Below are 17484 nucleotides of genomic sequence, written 5' to 3'. Positions count from 1 at the left end.
GAAACATATTCTATCACTAAAAACACTGATAATGATCCTTGCCACCGATTTAGATGGAACATTCCTGGGAGGAAGTCAGGCCCACAAAGAACAACTGTATGCCCTGATCCGGCAAAACGCTGACTTCCGGCTCATTTTCGTAACAGGCCGCGGCGTGGAAACCGTCCTCCCGCTCCTGAAAGACCCTGTCATCCCCACGCCCGACTACATCATCTGCGATGTGGGCGCCACCATTCTCGACGGCCATACGTTATTGCCCGTCCAACCCATTCAGAACAACATCGAACTGAAATGGCCCGGCAAACAGGCCGTTATGGAACAGATGAACGAAGTGAAAGGCCTGCGCCTCCAGCCCGTGCCACAGCAGCGCCGCTGCTCCTTCTTTTTTGACGACCCTTCCATCCGGTCGGAAATCACCCGGCTGGAAGAAGCCCTCGGTTGCGACATCATCCTGTCGGCCAACAAGTTCCTCGACGTGCTGCCCCCGTCTGTCAACAAGGGCGCCACATTGCGGCAACTGGCAGACCTCCTGCAGGTCCCCGACAGTGAGATCCTCGTAGCCGGAGACACCCTCAACGATCTTTCGCTCTACGGCCGCGGGTTCCGGGGCGTAGTAGTAGGCGCGGCAGAGCCCGCGCTCGTGCGCGCCGTGTCCGGCCGCGAAGACACTTTCATCGCCAACGCGCCCGGCGCCGGCGGCATCATCGAAGCCATCCGGCACTGGAAAGATTTCCGGCCCTTTTACACCAAAGCGGAAAAAGCCGCAGAATCCGCGGAATCCACCCAGCTCGTCATGCTCTACCATCGCTTCCCGTTCGAAACGGCGGTGGAAGACGGTGAGCTCGTGCGCCGCAAACCCAAATCACCCAACGGCATCCTCCCCACCCTCACCAATTTCTTCAAATCCGGCCGGCCCGGACTGTGGATCGCGTGGCAGGAAGCGGACGAAGAAAATCCAGCACCGGAAGAAAACTTCTTCATCGACCCGGAAGAATATCCCAACCTGGAAGCGAGCCCGGTGATTTTGCAAAAAGACGACATCAACCTGTTCTATAAAGTATTTTCTAAGGAAGCCTTCTGGCCCGCGATCTTCTCCTTCGTGGAAAAAGCCCAGTTCAACCACGAACATTGGGAACATTACCTGAAAGTGAACCGCGTGTTCGCCGAAAAAGCCGCGAAGGAAGCCGCGCCCAACGCCATGATCTGGATCCACGACTACAACCTGTGGATGGTGCCCGGATTCCTGCGCCAGCTGCGGCCCGACCTTAAGATCGGTTTCTTCCATCACACCGCTTTTCCGGCGGCCAATACCTTCAACATCATTCCCTGGCGCTCGGAGATCATCCACAGCCTGCTGCAGTGCGATTACGTCAGCTTCCACATTCCCCGCTACGTGGAGAATTTCGTGGACGTCGTGAAAAGCCTCATGCCCGTGAAGATCACGGAAACCGAAAGCTGCGCCCCGCGCTTCCTCACCTACAGCTCCGCCATGGGCACCGGCACCATGACCCGCGAGATCGATACCGGCCGCCGCAAAGTAAGGCTCGGCGCCAATCCCGTAGGCGTGCATGTGGACTATATCGGCGAACTGCTGCAGCAGGACGGCACGAAGGAAATGATCGCACAGTTAAAGAAAAACACCCTCGGCAAGAAAACCATCCTCAGCATCGAAAGGCTGGATTATGTGAAAGGGCCGCTGGAGAAGATCAAAGCCTTCGCGCAGTTCCTCGAAGAACATCCGAACCTCCACGGCAAAGTGGAACTGATCAATATCTGTACGCCGCCGGCGAAAGGAATGAAGATCTACGAACAGGTGCAGCAGGAACTGGAACAGCTCATCGGTATGATCAACGGGAAATATTCCACGATTGACTGGGTACCGATCCATTTCTTCTTCCGCTCGTTCTCGTTCGAGGAAGTGGTGGCGTACTACGCTATCGCCGACATCGCATGGATAACACCGCTGCGCGACGGACTGAACCTCGTTGCCAAGGAGTACGTGGCCGCGCAGGGGCAACTCCCGAATTCGGACGGTGTGCTGGTACTTTCTGAATTCGCCGGCGCATCGGTAGAACTGGGAGATGCGATCATGACCAACCCGTACGACAATGTTTCCATGACCGAATCGCTGCTCCGCGCCATCGCCATGAACAAGCAGGAACGCCAGATCCGCATGCAGCGCTTGTTCGAGAACGTGAACCATTACAATATCGAATTCTGGGCAGATGAATTCATGCAGGAGCTCAGCGGCATACACGCCTACAACCTGAGCCTGGCGCAATCTTCGTAACTTCCGGATGATTGAAGAATGAAAAATAGAAAAGGCCGCCCTGTTGTGAGGGGCGGCCTTGTTTCTTCATTGAATGATATTTTAGCGAATCGGCTTCAAACCGCGCTCGATAGCGTCTTTCAGCAAGAGATAGTTGGAAAAGGCCGGCTGCAAAACAGTGATAACCTTTTTACCATTCGTCCAGATCACGATTTCCTCTACCGCCCCGCTACTCCTTATCCATCGCGTGCGGATCGTATAACCAACCAGCTCATCAAGCCGCCATGTGCATTCGGCGCCATATCCACCTAGTCTTTTCTGCTTAATGCAGTCTTCATCGATTTCCAGCCAAACGAACTGCCGGTTAGTGACTTTACCCCAGTAAACAAGCGTCCCGGCGGCCGCCGCTATTGTTCCCATGCAGAGCAACAGCGAAATGCCGTCGAACCTACCTGCATCCGATAGCAACGCAGCACCAAACAAGAGAAAGATAAAAGGGATCAACAACCCCAGCAGCGCTGATATATAAACAGCCGGGCGGATTTTCGATGTTATGGTCCTCATGCCTCCTTAGCGTTATCGTTCACCTAAATTTTTCAATTTGGCGGACACCGCTTCCTTTATTTCGAAGTAATTATCGAAATAGGAATCATTGATCCGCAGCACCTTTTTCCCATCTTTCCAAAGGATCAAAAATTCCACGACACCCTTGTTCTTAAGGTCCTGCACTTTAATGGAATATCCCTCGAGATGGGCGAACAACCATTCCTTTTCCTGTCCATATCCATAAAAATTTTTCGCCTTGATGCCATAGTCGGAAATCTCCATGCGCACCAAACGCGTCAGCAGCAGAAAGACCGTCACACCTACCTGCGACAATATCGCCACAACAAACAGCGCCAGCGGCCAGGATATTTTACCATTGTTCGTCAAAAGCCCCCTGGCAATAAACTGGGACCACATCACGACCAAAATGAACGCCGGAAGCAAAACGCCGGCCAAAAGCGGCATGTAGGCGCCCCATTTGAACCTGGATTGAACGGAAATGAACATAAGTACGGGAAGATTTTATAAAACGGGAAAGAGCCCCCGGGCGGGGGCTCCTTTTCAATATCATCTGTATAACTATTAACCCATCATGGAAGCGCCGGCGATAAGGCCGCCGATGAACGCCAGCACCATGATCGCCAGGATTACAATGGTATAAATACCGTAGAATTTGAACAGCGATTTCAGGTTGCTGAAAGATTCGGTCAACGTGTGCTGGTCGTTATTCTCCAGCGCCACTTTCAAACGGGAAGAAAAGCGGTACAGGTAGATAACGGGGATCACCATCAGCACCACGAAGAGCAGGATGAAGATCAGGCCTGTGCCGGTAGCCAGCATCATGCTCATGGGGTTGGCACCGTATGCGTTTTCCATCACCGGACCGCTGGCCCTTTGGCCCACCAGCAACATGATCAGGACGCACAGCGCGTAAAAGCCGAGCACGATAAAAGCGAGGATGGACAGGAACCGGCCCCATTTTGCGGTTTCTTTGAGAAAACGGGCGCTTGATTCGTCGATGTGGAGGTCGAACAGGTTTTGATTTTCCATTTTTGTAGGTTTTAGATAGATCAGTTTCCGGATAAGCTTTTGAGACCGGCTTCAAATTGCGCCCTCATTTCTCTGAACACGGTTAACAATGCGCTGTGGTCGGTTTCCAGCGCGGGCCTTTGCGCATCCCTGAACTGCGCGCCCTGCTGCAGGCGCGGCCAGAAAATGAAGCGGTAATAATGGGATATGTACGATTCGATCACGGGGTTTTCACGGAACGCCTGCAAGTGCGAAACGTTCTCCAGGCTATTGGCATAATCGCCGAAAAGATCGATGAAGTTGGACAGGGCGTCCATCGCCTTGAGGCTGAGCTTCCGCTTGCTGCAAAGCGCCTGTTCGATATAATCGGCATCGTATGCGTTACAGACCGTCGGGGTCAGTTCCACTACCCTTTCCAGCCACTGCGGGAACCGCGGATGGTACACCAGCCCTGGCAACTGCGCATCCGCAGCAGGCGCCACGCTTTCCGGCGTTTCCGCCGTGAAAACCGGGCCATTCCGGTGCATGAGCAACCGGTCGCCACTCGCCCTGTCCGTATACCAGACGAGGTATACCGGCTGAGGGAGCGTAGCCGACTGATAGCTAACGATCCAGGTGTCGCAGGCTACACAGCACGATTCGAACCGCTTCTTGGTGGACTGTTGAGGCATATGATTCCGGGCCGAATATATATATTATTTTTGTTATTTCGTAACGAAAAGATAATTATTATTTTACTGCCGGCTGTTTCCATTTCAGCCAACGCCATTCAAATCCGCCTTCGTCTGCATGCACCCGGAGCGAATGCGCGCCTCCAGGCAGCTTGATCGTGCCGAGCAGCACGTCCGTCCAGTTGGCCCCTGCAGGCACGGAAACGCTTGCCAGCAAAGGCTTTCCATCCACCCACAGCGATACCTTCCCGCCCTTTTCGCCACCGCGGGCCGTCAGCCAGAGGCGCACCGGCTTGTTCGCCGGGAATGGCATCGTATACTGCGTCCACTCCCCGGATTCCACCTGGGTGATGTAAGCCCCGGCCGAATCCCGGGCAATGTCTACCCCGTCGTTCCTCGACGCCCCGCCCCGGTTGCCACCGGTGCGCTTCGGATCGGAGACCCGGTAATTGGCGGTATCGGTATCATAATAGGCAAATCCGTTTGCGCCCAGGTCGTACAGATCGGCAGCTATCTCCATGGACGGCGCCGGTCTTATATGTTTGAACGGTTTCGCCGAGGGATCGGCCGGCTGCCGCAGCATCGCGTCCACCACATCGCGGTGCGGAACGTTCCGGCGGATGTTCGTGGCTTCAGCGAGGTTTTTCAGGGCGGTCCAGGCTTCTTCTGCATCGGGGCGCGGCGCAGCACTGTCTGCCCAGTATCGCAGGATTTTCGCGTAGCCCTCCGGCGCCACGATCTCCAGCGGATTATTGATCCCGATTTTCTTCAGCGGCCACCATGCCCAGCCGATGCCATGATTTTCCAGTAAACGGATTGCTTCCGTGAACCATACGTTGGAGTTCTCCCCCGTTTCGCCCACCCACACCGGGATGTTATATTTCTCCCGCGCTTCGAGCATATGTTTGATGCTGGACGGGTCATTGAAGTTCCAGTATTTGTGGTAGCTGAGTACCATGTTGCTGTCCCACGGCGGGAAAACGCCATTGTAATTATTGCCCCAGCCATTCCCTTCGATGATGACGATGTGTTTGCTATCTGCTTCCCGTATGGCCGCCGTGATCTCCATCATGAGCTGCCGGAGCGGGGCGTTGTGCTTTTCCTTTGTGCCGTTGCGGTCGCCGGCCGGGTCGGTAAAGCCCCAGTTTGGCTCATTGATGATGTCGTACGCGCCGATCCAGGGCTCGTTCTTATATCGTTCGGCCAGTTTGCGCCACAGTGCCACGGTTTTCCGCTGGTTTTCGGGGGATTCCCAGAGCGAGGGTTTGGACGGGTCGCGGTCGGAAATATTGAGATCGTTGCCCTGACCGCCGGGCGCGGCGTGGAGGTCGAGGATGAGGTACATCTGGTTGGCTTTGCACCAGGCGAGGAGCGAATCGGTCATCGCGAAGCCTTTGTGGAGCCAGGTGTCCTGCCCTTTCACGGGCTCCTTTTCGGCGGGCAAGGTATACAAATTGAAATGCATGGGCAGGCGGACGGAATTGAATCCCCATTTCTTCAGCACCAGGATGTCTTCGGCCGTGGTATGGTTGGCCAGCCAGCGATCATAAAACTCCGCCGTCCGGGCAGGCCCAACCAGCGCTTCGATGCGCTCGCGGATGCGGTATTGCTGGCCTTCGCGGTAGATTTTGAGCATATATCCTTCCTGGAGCATCCATCCGCCGAGGCCGATGCCCCGCAGGATCACGGGCGCGCCGTTCCCGTTCACGATCTGCGTACCCGATCTTTTGAGGAAGCCCTGTGCATGGGCGCAGATCCCCGCCAGCAAAAGCCCTAACGATAAGACAAACGTTTTCATAAGTAATAACATGGAATGAATGATCCCGTCAAATTAGGCAATTGTTTTATGGGATGCAACCGTCCATCCCTTCATCCATTCCCTTTTTCGCGGCGCCGTCCGTTTCGTTCCGATTCCGGAAATTCTGTCCGATATCGAACGCTTTTTTGAAAGCGGATTTTCGCATCTTATTGAATGTCTGATAATTACGTTTGGCATTTGGATTGGAAAGGGAAAGACAAATTTTTCAGATTTACCTATGGACAGATCGCTTCCATCCACATTCACACAAAACCGCCTGCGCAAACGCTGGGCTGTGGCCGCCGGCATCATCGTCATCGTGGCGGTGGCCGTATTGTGCATCCGGTTTTTCTTCAACGCCAGCGTGCCGCGCGCATCCATCCAGACCGCGCAGGTAGGCACCGGCGATATCGAGAATACACTGACCGCGTCTGGCGAAGTATTGCCGGAGTTCGAAGAGGTGATCACCAGCCCGGTAAACGCCGCCCTGCTGGAAGTATCCATTGCCGCCGGAGCTACCGTGAAAGCCGGCCAGCCGTTGCTGAAGCTCGACAAGGCCACGGCAGAAACGGAATACGAGAAAGGCAAGTTTCAACTGGAATCCAGCCGCAACAACATCAAAAAACTGCGCCTCCAGCTCGATAAAAGTTACTTCGACCTGCAGACCGGCAACAACATCAAGCAGCTGCGCATCCAGGCGCTGCAGGCCGACGTGGAGAACGCCAGGCGGCTGTTCAAGGCCGGCGGCGGCACCCGGGAAAGCGTGGAGCAGGCGGAAACCAATCTCCGCGTGGCGCAGCACGAAAAAGCCCAATTGGAATACGAGATAAAAAACAAACAGGAAGCCATGCAGGTAGAAATGCGGGAATCCGAGATCGAATCCGCCATCCAGGCGCAGGCGCTCACCGAGCTGAAAAGGAAGCTCGACGGCGCCGGCATCGTGGCACACCGGAACGGCGTGGTTACCTGGGTGAACCGCAACATCGGCACTACCGTGCGAGAGGGAGAGCCTTTGGTGCGCATCGCGGACCTTCAAAGTTTCAAGGTGACGGGCACGATCGCCGATAGTTATTCCGACAAGCTCTCGGCCGGAATGCCCGTCATCGTCCGCATCCAGGACCAAAGCATCCGTGGGCGGGTCCAAACCGTTCACCCCGCGGTGCAGAACAGTACGGTCACATTCGACATACAGCTGGACCAGGGCCATCATCCTTCCCTCCGCCCCAACCTTAAAGTAGACGTGTACCCCGTGACCGCATCGGGGCGCGGCGTGCTGCGGGCACCCAACGGCGCGGCTTTCAACGGCGTATCGCCCATGGCGGTGTACGTGGTGGAAGGGAACAGGGCCGTGAGAAGAATGGTGCAGACCGGCATGGCGAATTTCGATTTCGTGGAAATCAAATCCGGCCTGAAAGCCGGCGAAACCATCATTATATCCGACATGAGCGGGTTTAAGAACGCCAAAGAAATCGACATCCAATGAAATTGATCCCGATCCTCATATTCAGCTGTCTGCCAGGGCTCCTCCCCGCCCAGGACACCCTGCAGCTTTCGCTGGACCAGGTGGTGGACATGGCGCGAAAAGGCTCCATCGCCGCCAGGCAGGCCATTACCGTCCGCAAAACGAAATACTGGGAATGGCGCACCCATCGCTCCAACTACCAGCCCCAGCTGGCGCTGGAAGGCACTTTGCCGGGGTTCCAGAAAACATTCAATCCTGTTACACAGCCGAATGGCACCATCAAATTCGAGCCGGTACATTACAACAACTCCGCGCTCAACCTCTCCTTCAGCCAGGGAATTACCGCAACGGGCGGCCGTATCTACGGCGCCACGCAACTGCAGCGGTTCGATGATTTCAGTGCCGGCACCAGGCTGTACAATGCCATCCCTTTCACTATCGGGTATACGCAGCCGCTGTTCCAGTTCAACCAGTTGAAGTGGGACACCCGCATCGCGCCCATCAAATTCGCCGAAAGCAAGCAGCAGTTTATCGCCGACATGGAATTCATCGGCGTAAAAGCCGCCGATTACTTCTTTGACCTGCTGCTGGCGCAGGTAAACTTCCAGATCGCCGTCACCAACCTCGAAAACACCCGCCAGATCCAACGCATCGCCGACGAAAAATTTGCGCTGGGCAAAATATCCCGCAACGAAATCTTACAATTGCAGCTGGAATACCTGAAAGCCGAAAAATCGGCCGGCACGGCGCGCCGCGATATGGAGATCGCCGCCATGAACCTCCGCGCCTATGCCGGCATGCAACATGCCGGGAAAATCAGGCTCACGCTGCCGCCGGCCGTGATCGCCATGCAGGTGAGCGCGGAGCGGGTGCTGGAGGAAGCGTATGCCAACAACGCCGAATCCATCGCCTATGAGCGCCGCATCCGCGAAGCGAAAAGGGACGTAGCGAAAGCGAAAGGTGAAAACGGATTGAACGCCGCCCTGAACGCGAACCTCGGCTATTCCAACAGCGCGGCCGACCTGGGGAAAGTGTACCGTGACCCGCGCAACCAGCAGCTGGTGGAACTGAAATTCACCATCCCTGTGCTGGACTGGGGCCGCCAGCGCTCCCGCACCAAAACGGCGGAAGCCAACCTGGAATTTACGCAATACGCGGTGGAGCAGGACAAGCAGAATTTCGCGCAGTCGGTCACCACCCAGGTTACGCTCTACACCATGATGCAGGAGCAGGTGCAACTGAGCGCGGCGGCAGACAGCATCGCGTCGGAGAAATACGAGATCGCGCGGCAGCGGTACGTGCTGGGCAACCTGAGCATTACCGACCTCAGCATCGCCTTTTCGGAGAAAGACCAGGCCAAGCGCGATTACATCCTGGCGCTGCGGGACTTCTGGGTCGCTTATTATGAATTACGTTATTTATCCCTATACGATTTCGAACAAAACAAAAAGATCAGTTATGATACAATTGAAAAAGATTGAAAAAGTGTACCGTACCGATACGGTCGAAACACAAGCCCTCAACGGCATCAACCTCGACATCGCCAAAGGCGAGTTCCTCAGTATCATGGGCCCTTCGGGCTGCGGCAAAAGCACCCTGCTCAATATCATGGGCCTGTTGGATGCGCCCAGCGGCGGACAGGTGACCATCGCCGGGTCGGACACCGTTCACCTGCGCGACAAGCAGCTGGCGCACTTCCGGAACCGGAGCATCGGGTTCATTTTCCAGAGCTACCATCTTATCAACGACCTGCGGGTGCTCGACAACGTGGAGCTGCCGTTGCTGTACCGTAAATCCACCGCCAAAGAAAGGCGGGAGCTGGCGGCGGAAGCCCTCGGCAAAGTGGGCCTTGGCAACCGCATGAAACACTTCCCCACACAGCTTTCCGGCGGACAGAAACAACGCGTGGCCATCGCCCGGGCGATCGTGGGGCGGCCGTCCATCATCCTGGCCGACGAGCCCACCGGGAACCTCGACAGCGCCATGGGCAACGAGGTGATGGACATCCTGCTGCGCCTCAACAAGGAAGATGGCACCACCATCGTGATGGTGACACACGACGAACAAATGGCCCGTAAAACCCACCGGCTCGTCCGCCTCTTCGACGGCGCGCAGGTCCAATAATCCCTCAATCCACCCATATGCTCACGAACTATTTCAAAATCGCCATAGCCGTGCTGAAGCGCAGAAAGTTCTTCACGTTCATTTCGCTGTTCGGCATCAGCTTTTCCCTTACCATCCTAATGGTGCTCACGGCCGTGTCTGACCACCTGGTGAGCAGCTCCTACCCCGACGTGTACCGCGACCGCAGCCTGTATTCAATGACGCTCAAGCTCACTGACCCAAAGGAAAAGGGGCAGCGCACTGGTCCGTTCAGTTATCACTTCCTCCATACCTACGTGGAAAGCATGAAAACGCCCGAAGCTGTGGCCATTTCTTCCATCTTCAGCCCTTCCAATACTTATGTCAACAACCAGAAACTGGTCATAGACATCAAGTATACCAATGCCGGTTTCTGGAAAGTGCTTCAATTCCGGTTCCTCGAAGGCAAGCCCTATACACAGGCACAGATCGACGCCGCCGAGCGGGTAGCTGTGATCACGGAGCACACACGCGACCGTTATTTCGGCAAGGGTTCACCGGCCGTAGGGAAGATACTCGAGACAGACAACGTGCAATACCGCGTGGCCGGGGTGGTGAAGAGCGTTCCCATTACGCAGGTGTTCGCGTACGGCGATATGTACCTGCCCTGGACTGTTTCTAAGCAACACACCGGCAACAAAGGGTACAACGGCCTGTTCACTCCTATATTGCTGGCTCACTCAAAGGCCGACCTGCCAGCGATGCAGGCGGAATATGCACACCAGATGTCCAAAGTACCTATGCCGCACGAGCATTTTACCGAACTGGAGAGCCATGCCAAACCTTACCTCACCACGTTCACCCGAATGATGCTGGGCAATCACAAATCTGACGCCACCTCCAAACTGATGATATACATCGGGGCGTTCCTGCTGTTTTTCCTGCTGCTGCCTACCCTTAACCTCGTCAACCTCAACCTGAGCAGGATCCTCGAAAGAGCGTCCGAGATCGGGGTGCGCAAAGCGTTCGGCGCTTCGTCGCGCACGCTGGTGGTGCAATTCATCGTGGAAAACGTGATCCTGACGCTGATCGGCGGGCTGATCGGCGTGGTGCTGTCTTTCGCCGTAATTGCGATACTCAATCAGGTGGAACTGTTGAGCCACGTCCAACTCGCGCTCAATTACAAGGTATTGGGCATAAGCCTTGTCATATGCCTGTTCTTCGGATGCATGTCCGGCGTATATCCCGCCTGGCGGATGAGCCGCATGCAGATCGCCACCGCTTTGAAAAACGTCTAAAACATCCGTATGCTGCAACATCTGCTCACCCTCATCTGGAATAAAAAACGACAGCATTTCCTGCTGTTCCTGGAGTTATTCGTCTCCTTTATGGTACTGTTCGCCGTTTTCACCATGCTGGTGTACAACTATAACAACCTCCGCACGCCCCGCGGCTTCGAATACCGCAAAGTGCTTTCCATTACCGCGTCTGCCCGCATGCCGGACGGCGCGCCCCGCGATTCGCTGACCGTGGTATCAGAACAACTCAAACGCTCATTGGAGACAATGCCCGGTGTCGCCGCCGTAACATATGTCAGCTCCAACAGCCCGTATACCATCAGTTCGATGAGCGACAACATCTCCTACAACAATATTTCAGCGCAGCCCGAAACGTACTGGGCCGACGACGATTTTGCCAAAACCGTGCAGGCGGAAATGCGCAGGGGAAGATGGTATTCCAGGCAAGACGCGGCCAGTGGCCGCCGGCCAGTCGTCATCAATGAAGCGCTGGCGGAAGTGTTCTTCGGAACGGAGGACCCGATAGGCAAGATTCTCCCGGGCGACCGGCTGATCGTTGGCGTGGTGGGTAACATGAAAGACAAGGGCGATTACGCGGAAGTCTCGCCTGGAATGTATCAACGCATCGACAGCGGGTTCCAGGACAAATTCCTGGTGAAACTGTCGGCCAATGCCGCGCCTTCCACCGAAAGCCAGATCTACAAAAATATCATGCACCACCTGCCTGGTTCCAGCACGGAGATCGAAAAACTGGAAGACAAGCGGGTGGTACGCAACCGCCTGGCACTGGTGCCAGTAATTCTCATGCTGGTGATCAGCGGTTTTCTCGTACTCAACGTGGCTTTGGGAATTTACGGCGTAGTATGGTACAGCGTAAGCAGGCGCCGGGGCGAACTGGGCCTCCGCAAGGCCGTGGGCGCCACCGAAGGCGCGATCACCTGGCAGATCGTAGGCGAAGCCCTCGTGCTGACGAGCCTCCCGCTCCTGCTGGGTGTCATCCTGGCCGTGCAGTTCCCGCTCCTGCACCTGTTCGACATTTCCGCGTCCATTTACATCGTATCCATCCTGCTGTCTATGGCATTCCTGTACCTGCTCGTCACCCTCTGCGCGCTGTACCCCGGCAGGCAGGCCGCCAAAATCTATCCGGCGGTGGCTTTGCATGAAGATTAATAAAAAAACGTGTTGTGCCTGCAAAGGCGCAACACGTCTGAATACGGATCAACGTTCACCTCAGGCCATGCTCCGTACGTACAGCCCTTCTTCCTTTTGCCGGTTCCTGGCGGCATGGATCTTATGCCAGCTGAAATAAGAGCCTGCCAGTACCGCCATTACGACGATGGGCATGAGGATGTAAGCGATATTCCCGTCTACCACCACGTGGCTGATCACGGCAAACACGAGGTTGAACGTGAGCCCTGCATAAGCCCACTCCTTCAGCCGGGCCGGGACCTGCGGCAGCAATATGGCCAGCACGCCCGCAAGCTTGAAGAAGATCAGCGCAACGGCGAAGTAGTCGGGATAGCCGAGGGGGCGCGTGCCAATGTAAGTGTACTCCGGTGTAAAAATGAGGGAGCTGATGGGCATAACACCTTCGAAAAGGAAAATAGCGATGGTCGTTATCCAGAAAATAATTTTAGTTGTTTTCATTTTTTGATGGTTTTATATATGAACACTTAATATCCAACAGATGCGGTACATGTCTACGATATTGACGAGCGGGTTCGTGTTTTCGATGGAACAGATATTCCTGTTGATGAGCTTGTTGATCAGCCTGGTGCGCTCGGTAAAGGACGCGCATTCGATCAGGATGCTGACGTTGTTGCCGGGAACGATGCTGGCATCGTCCGTAAGATCGGTGCCGACCAGTTTGAAATATTCATTTTCCAGGGTAGCCCAGACCACGGCGTTCCGCATTTCGGGCTGTAGCCCCGTACCAAGCGGGGTGTCCGCCAGCGTTTGCACCGTCAAGGCTCCGCCGAAGCATTTGCTGTAATAGTGGAATGCCTGGCTGCAGTTCCCGTTAAAGGAAAGGTGCACCGCGAAAACTGATCCTGCACGTATCATGCTTAACCAGGGTACTTGCTCATATCCATAAACAGGACCTCCCATTGGTTGCCATCAGGATCGCTGAAGCTCCTTTGCTGCATAAACCCGTAGTCTTTCGGGGAAACGGGCTCGCTGCCGCCGGCCTTCAAAGCCGCATCGGCCATCGTGTCTACCTCTTCCCGGCTGTCCAGCGAAAGGGCGTTGATCACGCCGATGCCTGTTTGGGCGTCGATGATCTTTTTGTCCGTAAACTGGGAGAACTTGTCGTGGGTCAGCAGCATCACATATATTTCATCGCTCAGTACCATGCAGGCCCCGGTTTCGTCCGTGAAGGCCGGGTTATTGGTAAAGCCGGTTTTAGTATAGAAATCCATCGACTTTCCAAGGTCGGCTACGGGTAGATTGATAAAAATTTTCTTTGCCATGTTGTGTGTGTTTTTAGTTTTTCGTTCGTTGAAACAAAGGTGGTGCAAATACCCGAAACCGATACAGCATGAATGCGTCAAATTAAGGGGGTGAAAATGACAGGCATGCCGTATCTTTACTTATAACATTTTCAAGTCTATGCGAGTAACAGTTTTCGCACCCGAAAAAGGTGTCATAGAAGCGGTAACGCCTCCCTACCGTGCCTTCAAGGCAGCGAACGACTTTCTGATGGCTTTGGGAAAAGAGCCCGTATTCGAAGTGGAATATGCCGGACTTACCCCGTTCGTATCTGCGAACGACGGCGAATATACCATTAAGGCCGACCGGCTGCTGCAGGACGTGGGCACAACCGATCTGCTGATCATCCCGCCCGTGTACGGCGACCTGGATGACGGCATCAGGATCAATGCCGAAGCCATTCCGTACTTCAGGCAGTTGTATGAAAAGGGATGCAGCGTGGCCAGTCTTTGCCTGGGCGCTTTCCTCTTGGCCGAAACCGGGCTGCTGAACGGCAAGAAATGCTCCACGCACTGGGCGTACCTCGACGAGTTCCGTGTACGCTACCCGGGAATTGCGGTGGTAGACGGCGCCATTATCACGGAAGTCGGGAATATCTACAGCAGCGGCGGCGCCAGCAGTCTCTGGAACCTGGTGCTATACCTGATCGAGAAGTTTTCTGACCGGGAAACAGCCGTTCTCATCTCGAAAAACTTCGCGCTGGATATCGGGCGCAGCAGCCAGGCGGTTTTTACGGTCTTCAAAGGCCAGAAAAGGCATGCCGATGATGAGATCATCCAGGTGCAGGACTACATAGAGAAGAATTACACCGAAAAAATGACGATAGACGAACTGGCGGCCATCGTCAATTCCGGACGCCGGACCTTCGAGCGGAGGTTCCGCCAGGCCACCAACAACACCCCTCTCGAATATATCCAACGGGTGCGCATCGAAGCCGCCAAACGCCATTTCGAAGCTTCCAGGAAAAATGTCAGCGAAGTGATGTTCGACGTGGGATATACCGACACCAAGGCTTTCCGGGATACTTTCAAAAAAGTGACCGGGCTCACGCCTCTGGAATACAGGAACAAATATGCCCGGGTTACCGCAGAAGCGTAACCGGAGGGTTTTCTTTACCATGCGCTGTTTTTAATGGCACAACCCGATAATTTTTAGCAAAGGCGTATGATCCTGATCATTGACGACGATATCGCAGTCCGCACTTCCCTCCTGCTGCTTTTACGACAGGAAGGTTTCGAAGCTTCCGCCGCCGGCACGCCAGAACAGGCCATGGAAGCCATTTCCCAAACGAGGCCAGGCCTCATCCTCCTCGACCTGAATTTTTCCAACCGCACCACGGGCGAGGAAGGCATGGCCTTGCTCGATCGCATCAAAACCTTCGACCACACGATCCCCGTGATCCTCATCACCGGCTGGGGCAGCATAGAACTGGCCGTTCAGGGCATGAAGCGCGGCGCGGCCGATTTCATCACCAAGCCCTGGAGCAACGACGCCCTCCTCCAATCCGTACGCACCGTGCTGGCGCTGCAGGACAAAAAGCCCGTCCGCGGCCTCACCCGCAAGCAGCTCGACAAAGACTTCGACTTCCGCCAGATCATCGGAGAAGACCCCGCCATGCTGCAGGTCCTCGAAACGATCGGGCGGGTGGCCGCTACCGACGCGTCCGTGCTCATCACCGGCGAAAGCGGAACGGGCAAGGAGCTCGTTGCCGAGGCCATTCACCAGAACTCCCGCCGCAAATTGCGCCCCTTCGTGAAAGTGAACCTCGGCGGCATCTCCGCCTCCCTGTTCGAAAGCGAAATGTTCGGGCACGTCCGCGGCGCCTTCACCGACGCCCGGTTCGACCGCACCGGCCGTTTCGAGCTGGCGAACAAAGGCACCATCTTCCTCGACGAAACCGGCGACCTTGAGCCCTCCAGCCAGGTGAAACTGCTGCGCGTACTGCAGGACCGGACGTATGAAGTGCTCGGCAGCAGCCGCACCAAAACGGTGGACGTGCGCGTGGTATGCGCCACCAACAAGAACCTCCACCAGATGGTGGCCGACGGCACTTTCCGGGAAGACCTCCTCTACCGCATCAACCTCATCACCATTCACCTCCCCGCGCTCCGTGAGCGGCCGGGCGATATCCCCCTGCTGGTCAGCCACTTCATCCGCAACCTCCGCGAAATATATAACCGGCCCGCGCTCACCGTTTCGAAAGAAGCGCTGAAATGGCTGCAATCGCTGCCGTTGCCGGGGAACATCCGGCAATTGAAGAACCTCACCGAACGCACGATGCTCGTACACAACGCCGATGTACTGGAAATCGAACATTTCAGGGGGCAACTGGAGCTTTCGCCGGCCGCGAAGGGGCAATTACAGCTTCCCGGCGTGGGCACCATTACGCTGGAAGACCTGGAAGTGGAAATGATCCGCAAGGCCATGGCGTTCCATCAAAACAAGATCGCGCGGGCGGCGGCGGCGCTGGGGCTCACGCGGAGCGCGCTCTACCGCCGGCTCGAAAAATACAATATACCTTACGATGAAGCTGCGGACTAAATTCCTGTTGTTCGTGATCGTCCTCCATGGCGTGGCGCTCACGCTGTCGTGGTTCGTGTTCAGGGAAAACAAATGGCTTTTTCTCGCCAGCGAGCTGTTCATATTATTGTCCCTCTGGTTTTCCCGGAGCCTCTACCTGCAACTGCTCCGGCCGCTGAAGATGTTGACGCAGGGCGCGGAAGTGTTGAAGGACAAGGATTTCAGCGTACGGCTCATCAAGACGGGGCAAACGGAAATGGATGCCTTGATCGGTGTCTACAACCAGATGCTCGACCAGTTGCGGCATGAGCGCACCTTGCAGGAGCAACAGCATTTCTTCCTCGAAAAACTTATTTTCACCTCTCCCACCGGCATCATTATCCTCGATTATGACGGAGCTGTGCAACAGACCAATCCCAAGGCGGAAATCCTGCTACTGCAACTGCCCCGGCTGCTAGAAGACGTGCAGGAACTGGGGAGCGGCGAGTCGCGGACATTGACCATCAACGGTGTAAATACTTTCAAGCTGCAGAAATCCCATTTCATCGACCGGGGATTTGCGCGGCATTTCGTTATGATAGAAGAACTGACGACGGAAATCCTCGCGGCGGAAAAGAAAGTCTACGGTAAAGTGATCCGCATGATGGCGCATGAAGTCAACAACACCATCGGCCCTGTCAACAGCATCATCGGCTCCACGCTCAAGGCCCACACGCTCGACCCCGCGCACCAGGGCGCCCTGGAAGTGGCCGTGGAACGCAACCAGCACCTGAACGGGTTCATGCGCAATTTCGCCGACCTCGTCAAATTACCGCCGCCGGAACGTAAGCCCCTGTCCATCCAATCCCTTCTCCGCCACGCCGCGCAACTCCATGAAGCCCGCGCCGCCGAGAAAAATATCCGCATCCACCTCGAATTCCTCCCCCACGATACCACGGTTTCCGGCGACCGCCTGCAACTGGAACAAGTCCTCATCAACGTCATCAAAAACGCCATGGAAGCCATCGGAACGGATGGCGACATCCGGATCTCCCAACTCCAGGACGCCGTCCGGATCAGCGATACCGGCCATGGCGTGGAGGCGCCGGCAGACGTGTTCACGCCGTTCTTTTCCACAAAACCCGACGGACAGGGCATCGGGCTCATGCTCGTCCGCGACATCCTCATGGCGCATGGCTGGCAGTTTTCCCTCGAAACGCCCTCGCCGGGAGATACACGGTTTACCATCCGGTTCGCGCGCTGATGTGCGGACCACGCATTCCGATGCCGGCTTCATTTCCCGGACGTCCGCAATTCGTTGATAATAAGTATCTTTAAGC

17 protein-coding genes are annotated in these 17484 nt (G+C 55.7%); 9 read left to right on the top strand and 8 right to left on the bottom strand.

What is annotated here, in order from left to right; all coding sequences use genetic code 11:
* Nucleotides 1-31 precede the first annotated feature (31 nt).
* Nucleotides 32-2290: a glucosylglycerol-phosphate synthase gene (gene ggpS / locus ACQKLP_RS12860; RefSeq protein ID WP_427323152.1), complete on the top strand. Its 2259-nt coding sequence runs from the start codon at nucleotides 32-34 to the stop codon at nucleotides 2288-2290.
* A gap of 81 nt (nucleotides 2291-2371) precedes the next feature.
* Here ggpS and ACQKLP_RS12855 read toward each other — a convergent pair whose 3' ends face one another.
* The 5 genes from ACQKLP_RS12855 to ACQKLP_RS12835 form a co-directional block, all read right to left on the bottom strand.
* Entirely contained in the window at nucleotides 2372-2833 is a 462-nt protein-coding gene (locus ACQKLP_RS12855) for a hypothetical protein (RefSeq protein ID WP_427323151.1), read from the bottom strand.
* Nucleotides 2834-2845: 12 nt separating this feature from the next.
* Nucleotides 2846-3280 carry a hypothetical protein gene (locus ACQKLP_RS12850; protein WP_427323150.1) on the bottom strand — a complete coding sequence of 145 codons (435 nt, stop codon included), beginning with the start codon at nucleotides 3278-3280 and terminating at the stop codon, nucleotides 2846-2848.
* A 117-nt stretch (nucleotides 3281-3397) separates the two neighbouring features.
* Nucleotides 3398-3865 (bottom strand): DUF5362 family protein, encoded by a 468-nt coding sequence (locus tag ACQKLP_RS12845; protein WP_427323149.1) that lies wholly within the window; start codon nucleotides 3863-3865, stop codon nucleotides 3398-3400.
* Nucleotides 3866-3885: 20 nt separating this feature from the next.
* Nucleotides 3886-4515, bottom strand: coding sequence for a hypothetical protein (locus tag ACQKLP_RS12840; protein ID WP_427323148.1), 630 nt, complete (start codon nucleotides 4513-4515; stop codon nucleotides 3886-3888).
* 58 nt (nucleotides 4516-4573) lie between these two features.
* Nucleotides 4574-6313: a cellulase family glycosylhydrolase gene (locus ACQKLP_RS12835; RefSeq protein ID WP_427323147.1), complete on the bottom strand. Its 1740-nt coding sequence runs from the start codon at nucleotides 6311-6313 to the stop codon at nucleotides 4574-4576.
* 238 nt (nucleotides 6314-6551) lie between these two features.
* Here ACQKLP_RS12835 and ACQKLP_RS12830 point away from each other — a divergent pair, with 238 nt between their 5' ends.
* The 5 genes from ACQKLP_RS12830 to ACQKLP_RS12810 are packed head-to-tail and all read left to right on the top strand — an operon-like array spanning nucleotide 6552 to nucleotide 12325.
* Nucleotides 6552-7796, top strand: a complete 1245-nt coding sequence (locus tag ACQKLP_RS12830) for an efflux RND transporter periplasmic adaptor subunit (protein ID WP_427323146.1) — start codon at nucleotides 6552-6554, stop codon at nucleotides 7794-7796.
* Entirely contained in the window at nucleotides 7793-9256 is a 1464-nt protein-coding gene (locus ACQKLP_RS12825) for a TolC family protein (protein WP_427323145.1), read from the top strand. Before ACQKLP_RS12830 ends, ACQKLP_RS12825 begins: the two co-directional genes overlap by 4 nt.
* The gene (locus ACQKLP_RS12820) at nucleotides 9234-9899 is read left to right on the top strand and encodes an ABC transporter ATP-binding protein (RefSeq protein WP_427323144.1); all 666 of its coding nucleotides are present in this window, start codon (nucleotides 9234-9236) and stop codon (nucleotides 9897-9899) included. Before ACQKLP_RS12825 ends, ACQKLP_RS12820 begins: the two co-directional genes overlap by 23 nt.
* Before the next feature lie 17 nt (nucleotides 9900-9916).
* Entirely contained in the window at nucleotides 9917-11155 is a 1239-nt protein-coding gene (locus ACQKLP_RS12815; protein WP_427323143.1) for an ABC transporter permease, read from the top strand.
* Nucleotides 11156-11164: 9 nt separating this feature from the next.
* Nucleotides 11165-12325, top strand: a complete 1161-nt coding sequence (locus ACQKLP_RS12810; protein ID WP_427323142.1) for an FtsX-like permease family protein — start codon at nucleotides 11165-11167, stop codon at nucleotides 12323-12325.
* Between the two features lie 60 nt (nucleotides 12326-12385).
* Here ACQKLP_RS12810 and ACQKLP_RS12805 read toward each other — a convergent pair whose 3' ends face one another.
* From ACQKLP_RS12805 to ACQKLP_RS12795, 3 genes are read right to left on the bottom strand one after another with little or no spacing between them, the layout of a single operon-like run.
* Complete coding sequence (locus ACQKLP_RS12805) at nucleotides 12386-12802, bottom strand: DoxX family protein (protein WP_427323141.1); 417 nt, start codon at nucleotides 12800-12802, stop codon at nucleotides 12386-12388.
* A gap of 12 nt (nucleotides 12803-12814) precedes the next feature.
* On the bottom strand, nucleotides 12815-13219 hold the full coding sequence (locus tag ACQKLP_RS12800; RefSeq protein ID WP_427323140.1) for a hypothetical protein: 405 nt from the start codon (nucleotides 13217-13219) through the stop codon (nucleotides 12815-12817).
* A 2-nt stretch (nucleotides 13220-13221) separates the two neighbouring features.
* A complete protein-coding gene (locus tag ACQKLP_RS12795; RefSeq protein WP_427323139.1) occupies nucleotides 13222-13626 on the bottom strand; it encodes a VOC family protein in 405 nt (134 codons plus the stop codon).
* 139 nt (nucleotides 13627-13765) lie between these two features.
* Between ACQKLP_RS12795 and ACQKLP_RS12790 the strand changes: the two genes are divergently transcribed.
* From ACQKLP_RS12790 to ACQKLP_RS12780, 3 genes are all read left to right on the top strand, one after another.
* Nucleotides 13766-14743: a GlxA family transcriptional regulator gene (locus ACQKLP_RS12790; RefSeq protein WP_427323138.1), complete on the top strand. Its 978-nt coding sequence runs from the start codon at nucleotides 13766-13768 to the stop codon at nucleotides 14741-14743.
* Nucleotides 14744-14809: 66 nt separating this feature from the next.
* A complete protein-coding gene (locus ACQKLP_RS12785) occupies nucleotides 14810-16186 on the top strand; it encodes a sigma-54-dependent transcriptional regulator (protein WP_427323137.1) in 1377 nt (458 codons plus the stop codon).
* Nucleotides 16170-17408 carry a sensor histidine kinase gene (locus tag ACQKLP_RS12780; protein WP_427323136.1) on the top strand — a complete coding sequence of 413 codons (1239 nt, stop codon included), beginning with the start codon at nucleotides 16170-16172 and terminating at the stop codon, nucleotides 17406-17408. The genes ACQKLP_RS12785 and ACQKLP_RS12780 overlap by 17 nt, the downstream gene beginning before the upstream one ends.
* The last annotated feature ends 76 nt before the right edge of the window (nucleotides 17409-17484 follow it).

Source organism: Chitinophaga sp. NPDC101104 (assembly GCF_050277495.1).
Classification (GTDB): domain Bacteria; phylum Bacteroidota; class Bacteroidia; order Chitinophagales; family Chitinophagaceae; genus Chitinophaga.
The sequence above is the reverse complement of the archived record's forward strand: the minus strand, read 5'-3'. Positions and strand labels throughout refer to the sequence as shown.

Bases quoted from the DNA above. Each gene is read 5' to 3' on its own strand.
- ACQKLP_RS12780 (WP_427323136.1), top strand. From the start codon at position 16,170: ATGAAGCTGCGGACTAAATTCCTGTTGTTCGTGATCGTCCTCCATGGC.
- ACQKLP_RS12830 (WP_427323146.1), top strand. From the start codon at position 6,552: ATGGACAGATCGCTTCCATCCACATTCACACAAAACCGCCTGCGCAAA.
- ACQKLP_RS12845 (WP_427323149.1), bottom strand. From the start codon at position 3,865: ATGGAAAATCAAAACCTGTTCGACCTCCACATCGACGAATCAAGCGCC.
- ACQKLP_RS12790 (WP_427323138.1), top strand. From the start codon at position 13,766: ATGCGAGTAACAGTTTTCGCACCCGAAAAAGGTGTCATAGAAGCGGTA.
- ACQKLP_RS12815 (WP_427323143.1), top strand. From the start codon at position 9,917: ATGCTCACGAACTATTTCAAAATCGCCATAGCCGTGCTGAAGCGCAGA.
- ACQKLP_RS12835 (WP_427323147.1), bottom strand. From the start codon at position 6,313: ATGAAAACGTTTGTCTTATCGTTAGGGCTTTTGCTGGCGGGGATCTGC.
- ACQKLP_RS12850 (WP_427323150.1), bottom strand. From the start codon at position 3,280: ATGCCGCTTTTGGCCGGCGTTTTGCTTCCGGCGTTCATTTTGGTCGTG.
- ACQKLP_RS12855 (WP_427323151.1), bottom strand. From the start codon at position 2,833: ATGAGGACCATAACATCGAAAATCCGCCCGGCTGTTTATATATCAGCG.
- ACQKLP_RS12840 (WP_427323148.1), bottom strand. From the start codon at position 4,515: ATGCCTCAACAGTCCACCAAGAAGCGGTTCGAATCGTGCTGTGTAGCC.
- ggpS (WP_427323152.1), top strand. From the start codon at position 32: ATGATCCTTGCCACCGATTTAGATGGAACATTCCTGGGAGGAAGTCAG.
- ACQKLP_RS12825 (WP_427323145.1), top strand. From the start codon at position 7,793: ATGAAATTGATCCCGATCCTCATATTCAGCTGTCTGCCAGGGCTCCTC.
- ACQKLP_RS12820 (WP_427323144.1), top strand. From the start codon at position 9,234: ATGATACAATTGAAAAAGATTGAAAAAGTGTACCGTACCGATACGGTC.
- ACQKLP_RS12805 (WP_427323141.1), bottom strand. From the start codon at position 12,802: ATGAAAACAACTAAAATTATTTTCTGGATAACGACCATCGCTATTTTC.
- ACQKLP_RS12810 (WP_427323142.1), top strand. From the start codon at position 11,165: ATGCTGCAACATCTGCTCACCCTCATCTGGAATAAAAAACGACAGCAT.
- ACQKLP_RS12785 (WP_427323137.1), top strand. From the start codon at position 14,810: ATGATCCTGATCATTGACGACGATATCGCAGTCCGCACTTCCCTCCTG.
- ACQKLP_RS12795 (WP_427323139.1), bottom strand. From the start codon at position 13,626: ATGGCAAAGAAAATTTTTATCAATCTACCCGTAGCCGACCTTGGAAAG.
- ACQKLP_RS12800 (WP_427323140.1), bottom strand. From the start codon at position 13,219: ATGATACGTGCAGGATCAGTTTTCGCGGTGCACCTTTCCTTTAACGGG.